We start from the raw sequence: 14,524 nt of genomic DNA, 5'->3' as shown, positions 1-14,524 counted from the left end.
CCCTATATCTTAACAACTGTATTTTCCAATTTATATGCTATATTCTCATTTACGAAACCGTTATAGGTTAAAATTTGAATTATTTTAGGTGTTTTTGTTAATTTGATTATTATTTTTCAATGTTTTCGGCTCAATTGAGAATATGAAAATCAATAAAATGTTTTTATTTATATGTCGTAATTTTAGTTTGAAAAAATTTAATTAATAATAATTTTTCGGAGAATTTGCCCCATAAAAAAAACAGCTCATCATCATAAAGAGCTGTTTCTTGTAAAATTTATAACGATTTAACCATTTTATACCTTATAAAAGGTATGTTTTTTTAACGTGCTGCAACGCTGCTGTTTTTTGCAGCAAAACCTGCTTTGTAAACTGATGAAATTGCTTTTGATGATAACACAGATGTAGTATCTGTAATCGTAATTTCATGTTTTACTGTTTTCACATTATCTTCTACTTCTAAGATGTAAGTTCCTGCCGGAAATTCTTCTAAGCTAAAAGTTCTCAAAATTCCCTCTTTACCTGAAGCATTTTCAGAATAAATCAGTGTTCCATCTTTTTCATAAATAGAAAGGCTTGCTTTTTTTACATTGTTTAATGCAAAAGTAATCACCTTACCATTTCCTTTAATTACATGAAGAGCAAAGTCTTCATTACCATCAATTGCAAAAGCACTTAATCCTGTAAAAAGTACTGCGCATACTAAACTTAATTTTAATGTCTTTTTCATGGCTTTAATTTTTTAAATTATTAGTTCTAATTCTCTGATGCTAAATTAGTTGAAGAATAAACTATTTTTAGCAACCCGATTTGCTGATTTCGATGCTATATTCTCATTTACGAAACCGTTATAGGTTAAAATTTGAATTATTTTAGGCGTTTTTGTTAATTTTGCTATTATTTTTCAAACAAATGCAATGAAAGCAATAGCCCCAGCTCTTGAAGTAATATCCAGCTCATACGGAAGTTCTTTTACCTATACGAAACACGCCGAGAAAGCCAATAAGAAAGCGCATTTATGGCATTATCACCCTGAAATTGAATTGGTTTTTGTAAATGGTGGTGCAGGAAAAAGACAAATAGGAAGCCATGTCTCCTATTATACTAATGGTTCTTTATTATTAATAGGTTCGAATTTACCGCATTGTGGTTTTACGAATGAGCTTACCGGAAATAAAAATGAAACAGTCATTCATATCAAACCTGATTTTTTAGGAAATGATTTTTTTGGAATTCCTGAAATGAAAAAGATTCAGAACATCCTGAACCAGGCAAAAGGCGGAATCGCTTTTGGCGGAGAAACCAAAAGAAAAATAGGGGAGAAAATTGAATCGATGGAAAATCAGCAGCCCCTTGAAAGATTGTTGACCTTATTAAGTATTCTGGATGAATTAGAATCCTCTGAAGAATATACGATTTTAAATGCTGATGGATTTTCGTTGGAAATGCACGTACAGGATAATGATCGTATTAATGTTGTTTTTAATTATGTAAAAGATCATTTCCAGGAACCAATCGCGATTGATGAGGTTTCGAGCATGGTAAGCATGACAACACCATCGTTTTGCCGTTACTTCAAAAAGATTTCAAACAAAACCTTTACCGAATTTGTAAACGAATACCGTTTGGTACACGCTTCAAAACTTCTGGCTGAGAAACCTATAAGTATTAATGAAGTTTGTTATGAGAGCGGTTTTAATAATTTCAGTCATTTTAGTAAATCATTCAAGCAATATACTGGTAAAAGTGCCTCGCAATACCGTCAGGAACATAAGACGATAATAATGTAGTTTTCTTTGATAATAGTACAGATTAGAAAATTTAATTTGGATAAGAAATCCGACAGGGACCTAAAACCTGTCGGATTTCTTCTTTATATTAAGCTTAAAAGAGGTATATTTACGTTCCCTAATATTAAAAATGATTAAATATGAAAAACGTTAAATCGCTGATACTTGCTTTTCTTTTTTGTGTTTCAGGTGTTTCCTTCGCAGCAAAAGTAGATACTTTAGAGGTAGCAAGCACGGCAATGAGCAAAACCTACAAAGCGGCAATTGTGTTGCCTAACTCGTATGCCAAAAGCAAAAAAACATATCCTGTAATGTATTTACTGCATGGTGCATACGGTCACTTTGCTGATTGGTTAAAAAATACGCCTAATAAAGATCTGGTTAAAAATCTGGCCGATCAATACAATATGATTATCGTAATGCCGGAAGGTGAAACTTTTAGCTTTTATTTGGACAGTCCTGTAAATCAGGGGAGCCAGTTCGAAACGTTTATCACTCAGGAAGTGATTCAGAAAGTAGATAAAACCTACCGAACCATTAATAATAAAAACGGAAGAGTCATCACAGGGCTTTCTATGGGAGGTCATGGCGCCTTGTATTTGTCGGCTAAACATCCGGAATTGTTTTGTGCTGCCGGGAGTATGAGTGGCGCTGTAGATATGAGTGTGATGCTCAACAGAGATTCTTCGGCACAGGTGGTAAAATTGATGCAGCCTGTTTTTGGTGACAAAAGTGATCAACCCGAAATGTATAAACAATATGCAGTTTTAGGCATGATTGATAAAATAAAAACAAACAAACTTCCGTTGATAATAGATTGTGGAGTAGATGATTTCCTGATAGAACCTAACAAAGAGTTACACCGTAGATTAGTTTATAGTAAGGTAGATCACGATTATACCGAGCGTCCGGGAGCACATACCTGGGACTATTGGGAGAATTCATTACCATATCACGTGTTATTTTTCAACAAAATTTTGCTTAAAAATCAACAGGTTGCGAAATAATAATGAAAAAAACATTTCAAAAAGCCACAAAACAATTTTTTTGGTTTGGTTTTTGGAATAGCTTTATAAATTTTAAAAAACAAATATTATGAAAAAGATACTTACCCTTTTCGCAGTTGTTGGATTAATGGTTTTTTCTAGCTGTGAAGGACCGGAAGGACCTCCGGGATATGATGGACAAGATGGATTAATTGCTTATGTTACTGAAACTACATTTGACTTTGTTGGCCCAAATTATGAAAGGAATGTTTCATTAACTGGCATGTTATCAGGTGATAATATTTTGGTATATGAATTAGTTAGTGCAGCTAATCAAGCTGATAGTTGGGCATTACTACCCCAGATATATTACTTTAATGATGGCTTAGAGACCGCTCAATATAATTATACTTTTTCTAAAAATAATGTTACAATTTTTATTGATGGTAGTATAAGTGATTTGTCTCAATTGCCAAATAGTTTTAGGTTAGGTAAAACATTTCGAATTGTTATTATTCCAGGTGATGATGGATTAAATGCTAAATCTGCGAATAAACCTGACTATTCAGACTATAACGCTGTTATTGCAAAATACAACATTGATGACAGCAATGTTAAGAAAGTTAACTAGTAATTCATGAGAGTTTATAAAAAAAGGAAATCGCAAGATTTCCTTTTTTTATGAATATATGTTTTTTAAGAAAATTATTCTTCCTCAGTATTATCAGTCAGTACTTTTTCTTCTCCAAATTTTAAGGAAACCAATATTCCTACTAAAAGCGAAAGCGCAATAAAACCTAATGACGCCCATTCTGGTAAATGAATAAAATCGTGCAATAACATTTTAAGTCCTACGAAACTTAGAATCGCAATTAAGCTGTACTCTAAATAGCTGAATTTAGCCAGCATATTCGCCAGGAAAAAGTACATAGAACGCAATCCCAGAATAGCAAAAATATTAGAACTGAATACTAAAAACGGATCTGATGTAATGGCTAAGATAGCAGGAACGCTGTCAACAGCAAAAAGTACATCCATTACCTCAATTACAATTAAGGCAACAAATAAAGGAGTCGCAGCTCTTTTGGCAGTTTTGGTTGAAATGAAGAACTTTTCACCATCTGTTTCAGAGGTTAGTGGCATGATTTTGCCTAATGTTTTATATACAAAGGAATCTTTTGGCTGAAAATCTTCTTCTTCGCCAGAAAACAACATTTTGATAGCCGTAAATAATAAAAAAGCACCAAAAATATACGTCATCCAGGCAAATTTATTGATAATCATGACACCAAAGAAAATCATCAGTCCACGGAAAACGATTGCTCCAAGGATTCCCCAGAACAAAACACGGTGCTGGTATTTTTGAGGTATTTTGAAAGAAGCAAAAATAATGGCAATTACAAAAATATTATCGACACTCAAAGAAAGTTCAATCAGGTATCCGGTGATAAACTTCATCGAAGCAACAGCAGGTTTTAGATTGTCGGGATTATCAATATAATCTGTGGTATAAAGCCAGTAAATCACACCTGAAAAAAGGAATGAAAGCGTTACCCAAATAAGTGTCCATTTACTTGCTTCTTTGGTACTAATAATATGTGGCGTTTTATTAAAAACACCCAAATCTAAAGCAAGAATAAAAACTACGGCGAGCAAGAAGAAAATCCAGACTATCATGATATATTTTTTAAATGATTTACAAAGATAGTTTTTGAAGTTTAACTTTAAAATTAATTATTAGATAATTACTTTCAAATTTATAAACCTAACTGGTTTTAAAATCTGTTGGGTTTGAATTATTGAGATCTCTGTCAAAGTTCGAAGACGCACTGCTGTGCGCCACTACGGAAAAACCTTTGACTCTAACCCAATGTTACTTATAAAAACTAAAATTTCTATAATAGCCCTGATAGAAGCGGTATCCTATTGTTGCGGGGTTCGCAACAATAGATATAGCGGATAGCAGGACAAGGCGTTCTTTTGAAAACTACTATTTCTGCTACCGGAAAAAATGGAACAAAAAAAAGTGCCATCATTTACGATGGCACTTTTAGTATAATTTGAACCTGAATTATAGCGCTGATTTAACAGTTTTGATAATTCTGGCAGCAATTTTGTATGGATCTCCGTTTGAAGCTGGTCTTCTGTCTTCTAACCATCCTTTCCATCCTTTTTGAACAGTCATCAAAGGAATACGGATTGAACATCCTCTGTCTGAGATTCCGTAAGAGAAATCATGGATAGAAGCAGTTTCGTGTTTACCAGTTAAACGTTGGTCGTTGTAAGCTCCGTAAACTGCGATGTGCTCAGCAGTAACAGGACGGAAAGCCTCACAGATTCTTTCGTAAGTAGCCTGGTCTCCACATGTTCTTAACACCTCGTTAGAGAAGTTAGCGTGCATTCCAGAACCATTCCAGTCTGTATCACCAAGTGGTTTTGGGTGGTACTCGATATAGTAACCATATTTTTCAGTCAAACGATCTAATAAGTATCTGGCGATCCAAATTTCGTCTCCGGCTTTTTTAGCACCTTTAGCGAATAATTGGAATTCCCATTGTCCGCAGGCAACCTCTTGGTTAATACCTTCGAAGTTGATTCCAGCAGCGATACATAAGTCAGCATGCTCTTCTACTAATTTTCTTCCGTGAGTGTTTTTTCCACCTACAGAGCAGTAGTACATACCTTGTGGAGCAGGATATCCTCCAACAGGGAAACCTAATGGCAATAAAGTTTTAGTGTCCATGATGAAATATTCTTGTTCGAAACCAAACCAGAAATCATCATTATCATCATCAATAGTAGCTCTACCGTTAGAAGGGTGTGGAGTTCCATCAGCATACATAACTTCAGACATTACAAGGTATCCGTTGATACGAGTTGGGTCTGGGTAAATTGCAACAGGTACTAATAAACAGTCAGAAGATCCACCTTCAGCTTGTTTAGTAGATGATCCATCAAATGACCAGTTACCAAGTTCTTCTAATGTTCCTTTGAAATTGTCGTGCTCTTCAACTTTAGTTTTACTTCTAAGATTTTGAGTTGGTTCATATCCATCTAACCAAATGTACTCTAACTTAATTTTAGCCATAATAATATAAATTAATTTTTTGTTTTTTTTGCTTGGGTCAAATATAGATTTATTTTTTTAGTCCTAAAAATTAGGGGGTATAAATTTATTGTCAACTATAATTTTTTGCATAAGCGCAATTTTGATAGGGGTATATTTTTAAAAAAGCAATTTTACTGTGGTTAAAAAAATAAATTCGTAATTATTAAGCTTGTTTTTTGGTATTCTTTGCGTTTAAATTACGAAAAAGTGTTTGTTTCTTGAATAATACTGCGGTATTTTGTTATATTTCTTCAAAACAAATTGATTATTCTTTAAAAAACCATTCTTCTTTTGAATATTCTTTGTTTAAAATTGTCAGGTTTATCTTTTTTAGAGGCTTTTTAATTGATTATATTTGTCTCTTGTTTTTCAATCAAAATTAATAGCAATTTAAAAATATAGATACATGTCAACATTACGTTTTCAAGCCCTAAGAGATGCTTCTACCAGAAAACCGGTGCATTTTGAAGAATTAGATAAAAAATCGACACTTTTTGGGGCGAATGTTTTTAACGAAAAAGCAATGAAGCAGTTTTTGACTTCGGATGCTTTAAAAGGAGTAAGAGACGCTATTCAGCACGGAACTAAAATCGACAGAAAACTGGCTGATTATATTGCGATGGGAATGAAAGAATGGGCTTTGGCCAAAGGCGTAACACATTATACACACTGGTTTCAGCCACTTACAGGAACTACTGCTGAAAAACATGATGCTTTTTTCGAAACGTCTTATGACGGAAGTGATCCTGTAGAAAAATTTGGCGGAGCACAATTGGTACAACAAGAACCTGATGCTTCAAGTTTTCCGAACGGAGGAATTAGAAATACATTCGAAGCCCGTGGCTATACCGCCTGGGATCCCACTTCGCCAGCTTTTATATATGGTACAACTTTATGTATTCCTACGGTTTTTATCGCCTACACGGGAGAAGCTTTAGATAATAAAATTCCGTTATTGAGAGCATTATCTGCAATGGATGAAGCCGCTACTGAGGTTTGTAAATATTTTGATAAAAACGTCAAAAAAGTAACCGCAACTTTAGGCTGGGAACAAGAATATTTCCTGATTGATAAAGCTTTGGCAAATTCCCGCCCGGATTTAATGATGACAGGACGTACTTTATTAGGACACACTTCTGCTAAAGGACAACAGTTAGATGATCATTATTTTGGCTCAATCCCTACGCGTGCATTAACGTATATGAGAGATTTGGAACAGGAATGTATGCTGCTCGGAATTCCGGTAAAAACCCGTCATAACGAAGTGGCACCCAATCAGTTTGAGTTGGCACCGATTTTTGAGGAAACCAATTTAGCCGTAGATCATAACTCATTATTGATGGACGTGATGCAGAAAGTGGCTGAACGTCATGATTTTAAAGTGTTGTTTCACGAAAAACCTTTCAAAGGAGTAAACGGTTCAGGAAAGCACAACAACTGGTCGTTGGCAACAGATACCGGAGTAAATTTATTGAGTCCGAGCAAAACGCCAATGAGTAATTTACAGTTTTTGACCTTCTTTATTAATACCATCAAAGCTGTAAACGATTATGAGACTTTATTGAGAGCGTCAATCGCCACAGCAAGTAACGATCATCGATTAGGAGCAAATGAAGCGCCGCCGGCTATTATCTCAGTTTTCATCGGAGCGCAATTAACAAAAGTGTTGTCTGAGTTAGAAAGTGTAACAACCGGAAAACTTTCGCCAGAAGAAAAAACCGATTTAAAATTGAACGTAGTAGGTAAAATTCCGGATGTACTTCTGGATAATACCGATAGAAACAGAACATCTCCTTTTGCTTTTACAGGAAATAAATTTGAGTTCAGAGCCGTTGGTTCCAATGCAAACTGTTCGAATGCCATGACAACCCTGAATGCCATTGTAGCCAAACAATTAAAAGATTTTAAAGTGGCAGTTGATACTTTGATTGAGTCGAAAGACATGAAAAAAGACGATGCAATCTTTAATGTTTTGAGAGAATACATCAAACAATCTAAAAAAATCCTTTTTGAAGGAGATGGTTATAGCGAAGCCTGGGAAAAAGAAGCTGCAAAAAGAGGTTTGAGTAACTTTAAAACCACTCCGGAAGCCATAAAAGCCAAAGTTTCTAAACAAGCTTTTGCTTTGTTTGATGAATTAGGCATCATGAATCACGTAGAAGCGGAAGCGCGTTACGAAATAGAATTGGAAGAATACACCAAAAAAATCCAGATTGAAGGAAGAGTTTTGGGAGATATTTCGAGAAATCATGTGATTCCAACGGCTATTCATTATCAAAATACCTTAATTGAAAATGTAAAAGGTTTAAAAGAAATCTTCGGTAAGGAATTTGAAACTATTGCTAAAGAACAGATTCTTTTAATCAAAGAAATTTCAGGACATATAGAAGGTATCAGTTCTAAAGTGGCTGCCATGACCAACGAAAGAAAAAAAGCAAATACCCTGACGGATGCTCAGAAAATGGCAGAAGCCTATTGTAATAATGTAAAACCTTATTTTGAGGATATTCGTAATCACTGTGATAAATTAGAGCTTTTGGTAGATGACCAAAGCTGGACATTGACGAAATACAGAGAATTGTTATTTACGAAGTAATTTTTTTTTGCCACTAATTACACAAATTCCCACAAATTCTATTTTGAATTTTTTCTAAATAGTCATAAACAAAAATCATCCGCTAAGGATGATTTTTGCTTTATAAAATTTGTGCTAATTTGTGGTAAATAATTCTGCGCAATCTTAAAATCCATAAAATCATTTTTTACTTCCCTCATTTTTAATTAGTGACAATTAGTGTAATTAGTGGCAAAAACTTTTTCACAATCAATATAAGGAATCATTAAAAGAATTAAAAAAAGCGATTATCTTTGCACCACATCAACACAAACTAAGTTTCATGAGTTCAGATTCTAGCAAAAGGTACGCACAAAGAGGTGTTTCGGCATCAAAAGAAGACGTACACAACGCCATAAAAAACATCGATAAAGGTTTATTTCCTCAGGCATTCTGCAAAATTGTTCCCGATTATCTTACACAAGATGAAGATTATTGTCTGATTATGCACGCTGACGGAGCCGGTACAAAATCGTCTTTGGCGTATATGTACTGGAAAGAAACTGGTGATATTTCGGTTTGGAAAGGAATCGCTCAGGATGCTTTAATCATGAATATCGACGATTTGTTGTGTGTGGGAGCTACAGATAATATCCTGCTTTCATCCACAATCGGAAGAAATAAAAACCTAATTCCGGCTGAAGTTATTTCGGCCATCATCAACGGAACCGAAGAATTAATCAACGAGTTAAAATCTTTCGGTGTAACCATTCATTCAACAGGAGGCGAAACTGCCGATGTTGGTGATGTTGTTCGTACTATTATTGTAGATTCTACCGTAACAGCCCGTATGAAACGCAGCGATGTGGTGGATAACGCCAATATCAAAGCCGGTGACGTAATTGTTGGTCTGACTTCTTTTGGTCAGGCGACTTACGAAAAAAGCTATAATGGGGGAATGGGAAGCAATGGTTTAACATCTGCCCGTCACGATGTTTTCGGGAAATATTTAGCCAAAAAATATCCGGAAAGTTACGATGCTCTTGTTCCGGAAGAATTAATTTATTCCGGTCAGGTAAATCTAACTGATGCTGTAGAAAACAGCCCAATAAACGCAGGTCAGTTGGTCCTTTCGCCAACACGTACTTATGCGCCAATCATCAAGAAAATTTTAGATACTTACACGCCAAACGAAATTCACGGAATGGTGCATTGCAGCGGTGGAGCGCAAACTAAAATTTTACATTTCGTTCAGAATTTACACATTATAAAAGATAATTTATTCCCGGTTCCACCATTGTTCCAATTAATTCAGGAGCAATCAAAAACCGACTGGAAAGAAATGTATCAGGTTTTCAACTGCGGTCACCGTATGGAAATTTACGTACCTGAAAATATTGCTCAGGATATTATTGCGATTTCAAAATCGTTCAATGTCGAGGCACAAATCGTAGGAAGAGTAGAAGCGGCAGATGCTAAGAAATTGACCATAACCAGCGAATACGGTACATTCGAATATTAAAAAATATTTCACCATATAAGTGATGTAAGTTCAGATCAATAAGATTTAAAGCTTAATTTAACTTATATCACTTATATGGTTTAAAAATAACAGCTATGTACGAATTACTTTTTTGGAAATATTTAGAAGAAGTGTACCTAAACCACCACGAAGTTTACGAGGCATTACTCGAAAAACAAGAAGTAGAAGGTTTAGAAACGCTTCCGGTACAGGTAATCCTGAACCGAATCAATTCGGTATTCTCAAAATGGGAAAAAGTCGATGAAAACAGCTGGCAAAATACAACTGGAAAAGGTGCTTTTCAGGTAATCACCACACCACAAAGCATCAAAATAGACTGTTACGGAACCGAGGGTACCACCATGGACAAACTGGTAGATGTACTGGAAGAATTCAAATGCCCTTTGTACGATCCGCAAGTTCCGGAACGTTACGACGAAATGAGTGAATAAATAAAAAACCTAACCGATTTTATAAATTGGTTAGGTTTTTTTCATCCTGCAAGGTTTTCAAAACCTTGTAGGTTTAACTCTTAAAACTATACCTACAAGGTTTTGGAAACCTTGCAGGAAAGAACTAGCTCCAGAAGCAATTGTAAATATTTCATTAAACTGGAAATACTTTTTTATCTCTGAATCTTTATGAAAACTTAGAACATCTTTGTATTCTAACAAAAAAATAATTTATGAACTTTAGTTTCTCCTCCAACATTATTCTCGAAGACGATTTAGTTCTTTTGCGTCCTTTGCAGGAATCAGACGTAGAAAATTTACTTGAAATCTCCATCAACGAGCCTGAAACCTGGAAATACTCTTTAGTTGGTGCTGAGGGAAAGGATAATCTGATTCATTATATTCAGCTTGCTGTAAAAGCCCGCGAAAGCCAAAAGGAATTTCCGTTTATAGTATTCGATAAAAAGTCTCAAAAATTCGCTGGCTCCACCCGTTTTTACGATATCAATTTAGAATTCAAAACGTTGCAGTTGGGTTATACCTGGTACGGTTCAGCTTTTAGAGGAACCGGGCTTAACAAACATTGTAAATATTTGTTGTTTCAATTTGCCTTTGAAACTCTTGGAATGGAACGAGTAGAGCTTCGTGCAGACAACAATAACGAAAGAAGTATAGCGGCCATGAAAAGTATCGGCTGCAAAGTCGAAGGCGTTTTACGCAGCAATATGCCTACCAGAGACGGTGATGTTCGCCGTGATTCTATCGTTCTGAGTGTTCTTAAAAACGAATGGTTTGATGAGGTTAAAGAAAATTTAAAGAAAAAGCTTTAAAAAAGTTTCGCTTACTCTTCATAAAATCATATATATTAGAATTTTGAATTTAAAAATTTGGAATTTCTATGATTCTATCCATTATGTAAAATCAAATCCTGCTCTTTTCTAAGTTTTTCGACCAATTGGTTTACATAAACTTGTATTTTCTTGGGTAGTAGATTCCAGTTTGTATCTTTTTTAAATGTTCTGCAATCGTCCAGAACACATTCGACTGCACGGATAGGGTATTTTTTGTTTTTATAAACTGTGATAATTTTCACTCGGCGTATCTCATCATATTCATTTCTTGTACCGTAAACGATTACCGGATCAATATAACCGTCGCCATCCAAATCTTTGGTGCTGCAGTATTTTGTCCAGAACCAAATAGTAGTTTCTTTGGGTTCACTGCTTTCAAGTAAATCATTAATTCTCCATTTTTCCAGAAAATCGCCATGATCATTTAGGGTACAAATGGCCTGTATTTTGGTGTTTAGCGTATCTTTTTTAGAAATATTCTTTTGATTCTCGCAAAACAGCAATTCGTAAACGCCTCCTTTGTCTTGATATTCAAAGGCTTTGTAAATAGGGAAATCACTAATGCCTTCCAATTCTCTTTCCTTTATCTGTTCTTTGGTTAATTTGTAGCTTTCTACTTTTTGAGCATACATAAATAGGTTAGAAAAAAGAAGGAGGGCGAAAATATAATTTTTCATAGAATTGTATGACTTTAAGTAACTCAAAGATATTTTAAAAGGTTTTTAGTTCGGAGAAATTTATATTTTTTAAAGAGCATATTTTGTTGTATTTTTCTAACCTGAAACAAAAGATAAAACGTTTTAGTAATAAGTTGATAATGATATAAAAACAAAATAATGATTGAAAATAAATACCTGAGAAGCTTTGTAAACCGCAGCCGTTTTCTTTTTGGATTATCAGTTGTAATAATTGGTTTTAGTAATAATGTAAACGCACAGAAAAAAACTGCCGAAAAAAGAAATCTGATTCAATATGTTGATCCAATGATTGGTACGGCCAAAATGGGACATACGTATCCTGGGGCAACAGTTCCTTTCGGGAGTGTGCAGTTAAGCCCGGAAACCGATACGATTGCTTACAGTGTAAACGGAAAATACAACGGCGATGTATATAAATATTGCGCAGGATATCAATACGAAGACAAAACTATTGTAGGTTTTAGTCATACCCATTTTAGCGGAACAGGACATTCTGATTTAGGCGATTTTCTGATCATGCCTACTACCGGAAAGTTGCAGCTGAATCCCGGAGTGGCTTCAAAACCACAATCAGGTTATCGTTCAGCATTTTCGCATTCGACCGAAAAAGCAGAGCCAGCGTATTACAGTGTACTTCTCGAAGACCATAAAATCAAAGCCGAACTGACTGCGACGACTCGTGTTGGAATGCATCAATACACTTTTCCGAAGTCGGACGAAGCACATATTATTCTGGATTTGACTTCCGGAATTTACAATTATGATAAAAAAAATGTGTGGACATTTGTTCGTATAGAAAACGATACTCTAATTACAGGTTACCGTCAGACGAATGGTTGGGCGAGAACGAGAACGGTTTATTTTGCAATGTCGTTTAATAAAAAAATAAAAAGTTACGGACAAGCCACTCCCGAAAAAAGTGTGTACAGAGGTTTTTGGGGACGATTCGATCAAACGAAGAATTTCCCGGAAATGGCGGGTCAAAACCTAAAATTGTTTTTTGATTTTGATACCGAAGAAGGCGAAAAAATAAAAATTAAGATGGCTTTGTCGCCAGTGAGTTCGGCTGGAGCTTTGGAGAATATGAAAAAAGAAGTTCCGGGTTGGGATTTCGAAAAAGTAAAAAAACAAAGTCAGGAAATCTGGAATAACGAACTGAATAAAATTCAGATTGAAGCGATTCAGAAAGAAGATTTCGTGAATTTTTATACGGCGATGTACCACGCCTTTTTAGGGCCAACAGAATACATGGATCTTGACGGAAACTACAAAGGTTTGGATATGAATGTGCATACAGCCGATAAGTTTACCAATTACACCAGTTATTCGTTATGGGACACTTATAGGGCTTTGCATCCGCTTTTTAATATTGTACAGCCCAAAAGAAACTCCGATATGGTGAGTTCTATGTTGGCGCATTCTGATCAGAGTGTGCATAAAATGTTACCAATTTGGTCGCATTATGCCAACGAAAACTGGTGTATGATTGGATATCATTCGGTTTCGGTGGTGGCAGATGCCATAGTAAAAGGCAATACCAATTTTGATCCAGAAAAAGCACTTCAGGCATGTGTGAATACAGCTAGAGTTCCGTATTATGATGGTTTGGAACTTTATATGAAAAAAGGATATGTTCCTGAGGATAAAAACGGTGCTTCGGTTTCGAAAACCTTAGAATATGCTTATGATGATTGGACAATTGCGCAGGCGGCGAAGAAATTAGGTAAGACAGAAATTTATAATGAATTTATCGAAAGATCTAAAAACTATAAAAATGTTTATGATGCCAAAACTGGTTTTATGCGTCCGAAATTAGATGACGGAACTTTCAAAAAAGAGTTCGATCCGCTTGACACGCACGGACAAGGTTTTATTGAAGGAAATTCATGGAATTATAGTTTATATGTTCCGCAAGATCCTGCTGAGATGATTAAACTGATGGGTGGAAATGATAAATTTAATGTTCGATTAGATTCGTTATTTAGCATGCATTTGCCGGACAAATATTTTGAAAATACGGAAGATATTACGCGTGATGGAATTATTGGGAATTACGTTCATGGAAACGAACCTTCGCATCACGTAGTTTATTTGTACAATTGGACGAATTCGCCATGGAAAGCACAGGACAAAATAAGAATGATTCTGAAAAAAATGTACCGAAATGGTGCTGACGGTTTAGGAGGAAATGATGATTTTGGGCAAATGAGTGCCTGGTATATTTTTAGCAGTTTAGGATTTTACCCAGTTGCGCCAGGTTCTGAAGATTATGCTTTGGGAAGTCCTTTGGTTAAGAACGCTATTTTCAATTTAGAAAATGGTAAAACGTTCGAAGTAGAAACGGTAAATCAGTCGGAGAAAAATGTGTTTGTGAGCAAAGTGCTTTTGAATGGAAAACAATTAGACAAACCTTTCCTGAAACATTCTGAGGTGATAAACGGCGGGAAAATTACTTTTTATATGAGTGCTAAACCGAATAAGAAGAAGTATTAGATTTTAGGAGTTAATTTAATAATTAGCAGCAACAAATCCAGAACTTGCGTCCAAAAAAAAGTCTGATTA

The 14,524-nt window shown here is 35.2% G+C and carries 12 protein-coding genes; 8 read left to right on the top strand and 4 right to left on the bottom strand.

Annotation, left to right across the window (positions count from 1 at the left end; all coding sequences use genetic code 11):
• Positions 1-322: 322 nt before the first annotated feature.
• Positions 323-730 carry a secretion protein gene (locus tag GON26_RS14190; RefSeq protein ID WP_160375441.1) on the bottom strand — a complete coding sequence of 136 codons (408 nt, stop codon included), beginning with the start codon at positions 728-730 and terminating at the stop codon, positions 323-325.
• Positions 731-917: 187 nt separating this feature from the next.
• Here GON26_RS14190 and GON26_RS14185 point away from each other — a divergent pair, with 187 nt between their 5' ends.
• From GON26_RS14185 to GON26_RS14175, 3 genes are all read left to right on the top strand, one after another.
• Complete coding sequence (locus tag GON26_RS14185; RefSeq protein WP_160375440.1) at positions 918-1,790, top strand: AraC family transcriptional regulator; 873 nt, start codon at positions 918-920, stop codon at positions 1,788-1,790.
• A gap of 140 nt (positions 1,791-1,930) precedes the next feature.
• Positions 1,931-2,797, top strand: a complete 867-nt coding sequence (locus GON26_RS14180) for an alpha/beta hydrolase (RefSeq protein ID WP_160375439.1) — start codon at positions 1,931-1,933, stop codon at positions 2,795-2,797.
• Between the two features lie 88 nt (positions 2,798-2,885).
• Positions 2,886-3,407 (top strand): hypothetical protein, encoded by a 522-nt coding sequence (locus GON26_RS14175; RefSeq protein WP_160375438.1) that lies wholly within the window; start codon positions 2,886-2,888, stop codon positions 3,405-3,407.
• A gap of 74 nt (positions 3,408-3,481) precedes the next feature.
• Here GON26_RS14175 and GON26_RS14170 read toward each other — a convergent pair whose 3' ends face one another.
• A complete protein-coding gene (locus GON26_RS14170) occupies positions 3,482-4,453 on the bottom strand; it encodes a TerC family protein (RefSeq protein WP_160375437.1) in 972 nt (323 codons plus the stop codon).
• Between the two features lie 394 nt (positions 4,454-4,847).
• The gene (locus GON26_RS14165) at positions 4,848-5,864 is read right to left on the bottom strand and encodes a glutamine synthetase beta-grasp domain-containing protein (protein WP_160375436.1); all 1,017 of its coding nucleotides are present in this window, start codon (positions 5,862-5,864) and stop codon (positions 4,848-4,850) included.
• A 427-nt stretch (positions 5,865-6,291) separates the two neighbouring features.
• On the opposite strand from GON26_RS14165, the gene GON26_RS14160 reads away from it, so the two are divergent.
• From GON26_RS14160 to GON26_RS14145, 4 genes are all read left to right on the top strand, one after another.
• Positions 6,292-8,481, top strand: coding sequence for a glutamine synthetase III family protein (locus GON26_RS14160; RefSeq protein ID WP_160375435.1), 2,190 nt, complete (start codon positions 6,292-6,294; stop codon positions 8,479-8,481).
• A gap of 301 nt (positions 8,482-8,782) precedes the next feature.
• The gene (locus GON26_RS14155; RefSeq protein WP_160375434.1) at positions 8,783-9,961 is read left to right on the top strand and encodes an AIR synthase related protein; all 1,179 of its coding nucleotides are present in this window, start codon (positions 8,783-8,785) and stop codon (positions 9,959-9,961) included.
• A 95-nt stretch (positions 9,962-10,056) separates the two neighbouring features.
• Entirely contained in the window at positions 10,057-10,413 is a 357-nt protein-coding gene (locus GON26_RS14150) for a hypothetical protein (protein ID WP_160375433.1), read from the top strand.
• A 233-nt stretch (positions 10,414-10,646) separates the two neighbouring features.
• Positions 10,647-11,243 carry a GNAT family N-acetyltransferase gene (locus GON26_RS14145; protein ID WP_160375432.1) on the top strand — a complete coding sequence of 199 codons (597 nt, stop codon included), beginning with the start codon at positions 10,647-10,649 and terminating at the stop codon, positions 11,241-11,243.
• Between the two features lie 74 nt (positions 11,244-11,317).
• Here GON26_RS14145 and GON26_RS14140 read toward each other — a convergent pair whose 3' ends face one another.
• The gene (locus GON26_RS14140) at positions 11,318-11,941 is read right to left on the bottom strand and encodes a M949_RS01915 family surface polysaccharide biosynthesis protein (RefSeq protein ID WP_160375431.1); all 624 of its coding nucleotides are present in this window, start codon (positions 11,939-11,941) and stop codon (positions 11,318-11,320) included.
• Positions 11,942-12,100: 159 nt separating this feature from the next.
• On the opposite strand from GON26_RS14140, the gene GON26_RS14135 reads away from it, so the two are divergent.
• On the top strand, positions 12,101-14,455 hold the full coding sequence (locus GON26_RS14135) for a GH92 family glycosyl hydrolase (protein WP_160375430.1): 2,355 nt from the start codon (positions 12,101-12,103) through the stop codon (positions 14,453-14,455).
• The last annotated feature ends 69 nt before the right edge of the window (positions 14,456-14,524 follow it).

It is taken from the genome of Flavobacterium hydrocarbonoxydans (assembly GCF_009789235.1).
Classification (GTDB): Bacteria; Bacteroidota; Bacteroidia; order Flavobacteriales; family Flavobacteriaceae; genus Flavobacterium; species Flavobacterium hydrocarbonoxydans.
This window is presented reverse-complemented; position numbering and strand designations above follow the sequence as displayed.

Coding starts and splice junctions, on each gene's coding strand:
- GON26_RS14190 (WP_160375441.1), bottom strand. CDS start 730: ATGAAAAAGACATTAAAATTAAGTTTAGTATGCGCAGTACTTTTTACA.
- GON26_RS14185 (WP_160375440.1), top strand. CDS start 918: ATGAAAGCAATAGCCCCAGCTCTTGAAGTAATATCCAGCTCATACGGA.
- GON26_RS14180 (WP_160375439.1), top strand. CDS start 1,931: ATGAAAAACGTTAAATCGCTGATACTTGCTTTTCTTTTTTGTGTTTCA.
- GON26_RS14175 (WP_160375438.1), top strand. CDS start 2,886: ATGAAAAAGATACTTACCCTTTTCGCAGTTGTTGGATTAATGGTTTTT.
- GON26_RS14170 (WP_160375437.1), bottom strand. CDS start 4,453: ATGATAGTCTGGATTTTCTTCTTGCTCGCCGTAGTTTTTATTCTTGCT.
- GON26_RS14165 (WP_160375436.1), bottom strand. CDS start 5,864: ATGGCTAAAATTAAGTTAGAGTACATTTGGTTAGATGGATATGAACCA.
- GON26_RS14160 (WP_160375435.1), top strand. CDS start 6,292: ATGTCAACATTACGTTTTCAAGCCCTAAGAGATGCTTCTACCAGAAAA.
- GON26_RS14155 (WP_160375434.1), top strand. CDS start 8,783: ATGAGTTCAGATTCTAGCAAAAGGTACGCACAAAGAGGTGTTTCGGCA.
- GON26_RS14150 (WP_160375433.1), top strand. CDS start 10,057: ATGTACGAATTACTTTTTTGGAAATATTTAGAAGAAGTGTACCTAAAC.
- GON26_RS14145 (WP_160375432.1), top strand. CDS start 10,647: ATGAACTTTAGTTTCTCCTCCAACATTATTCTCGAAGACGATTTAGTT.
- GON26_RS14140 (WP_160375431.1), bottom strand. CDS start 11,941: ATGAAAAATTATATTTTCGCCCTCCTTCTTTTTTCTAACCTATTTATG.
- GON26_RS14135 (WP_160375430.1), top strand. CDS start 12,101: ATGATTGAAAATAAATACCTGAGAAGCTTTGTAAACCGCAGCCGTTTT.